The 1,259-nt window shown below is 69.5% G+C and carries 1 protein-coding gene and 1 pseudogene; both read left to right on the plus strand.

The genetic code is table 11. From position 1 onward, the window contains the following. On the plus strand, window positions 1-1,034 hold a 1,034-nt coding region (locus tag E0504_RS49215; RefSeq protein WP_131628024.1), incomplete at its 5' end, for an aldo/keto reductase. Beyond that, window positions 1,031-1,259: pseudogene (locus E0504_RS49220) on the plus strand (alcohol dehydrogenase catalytic domain-containing protein); the annotation flags it as partial. The gene E0504_RS49215 and the pseudogene E0504_RS49220, both read left to right, overlap by 4 nt.

A 1,259-nucleotide genomic window follows, 5' to 3' on the forward strand; every position in this document is an offset into this window, starting at 1 on the left:
TGAGATATCGCAGATTCGGAACAACCGGTGTCGAGGTAAGCACCCAGTGCCTGGGCACGATGAACTTCGGCCGGCTGGGAAGCACCGATCCCGACGACAACGTCCGGATCATCAACCGCGCGCTGGACGGCGGAATCAACTTCATCGACACGGCCGACGTGTACTCGCACGGCGAGAGCGAGGAGATCATCGGCCGGGCGGTGAAATCCCGCCGGGACGACGTGGTGCTGGCGACCAAGTGCTTCTTCCCCATGGGCGACCGCCTCCAGCGGGGATCCTCCCGCCGATGGATCACGCAGGCCGTCGAGGGCAGCCTGCGCCGGCTGGGCACCGACCGCATCGACCTGTACCAGATGCACAAGCTCGACTGGAACACCGACCTGGAGGAGACCCTCGGCGCCCTCACCGACCTCGTCCGCCAGGGCAAGGTCCTCTACCTGGGCTCGTCGTCGTTCCCGGCGGACTGGATCGTCGAGGCCCAGTGGGCGGCGGCCCGCCGCGGCGGCGAACGGTTCGTCTGCGAACAGCCGCAGTACTCGATCTTCGCCCGGTCGATCGAACAGGACGTCCTGCCCGCGTGCCGGCGGCACCGGATGGCGGTCATCCCCTGGAGCCCGCTCGCCGGCGGCTGGCTGACCGGCAAGTACCAGCGCGGCCAGGAGCCGCCGGCCGGCTCACGCTACGACCCGACCAGCCCGTTCATGCAGGGAACGGTCAGCTCGGCCGAAGACCGCTCCTCGCCCGCCCGGTTCGACGCCGTGGACGCCCTGCGCGGCGTCGCCGACCAGGCGGGCATCACCCTGACCGAGCTGGCCATGGCGTTCGTCTCCAGCCATCCCGCCATCACCTCGACGATCATCGGGCCGCGCACCATGAAGCACCTTGAGGACGCGCTGAACGCCGCCGACGTCGACCTCGACGCGGACGCGCTCGACGCCATCGACAAGATCGTGCCGCCCGGCACCGACATGCCCGGGATCGACCACTTCACCCAGCACCCGGCCCTCCTGCCCGCCGCCCGCCGACGTCCGTGAAGGCCGTACGCCCCAAAGCGGGCGAGATCACCGTCGTCGACCTCGACGAGCCACCGGGAGCCGGGGACGAGGTCATCCGGATCGCGGCAGCGAGCATCTGCAGCTCGGACCTGATGTACATGCGGTTCGGGCTGGAACGGGTCATCGGACATGAGCTGGCCGGCGTCCGCGCGGACGGAACCGGGGCCGTCGTGGAGGCGCTCTACGGGTGCATGGAATGCGACC

The organism is Parafrankia sp. BMG5.11, assembly GCF_004337455.1.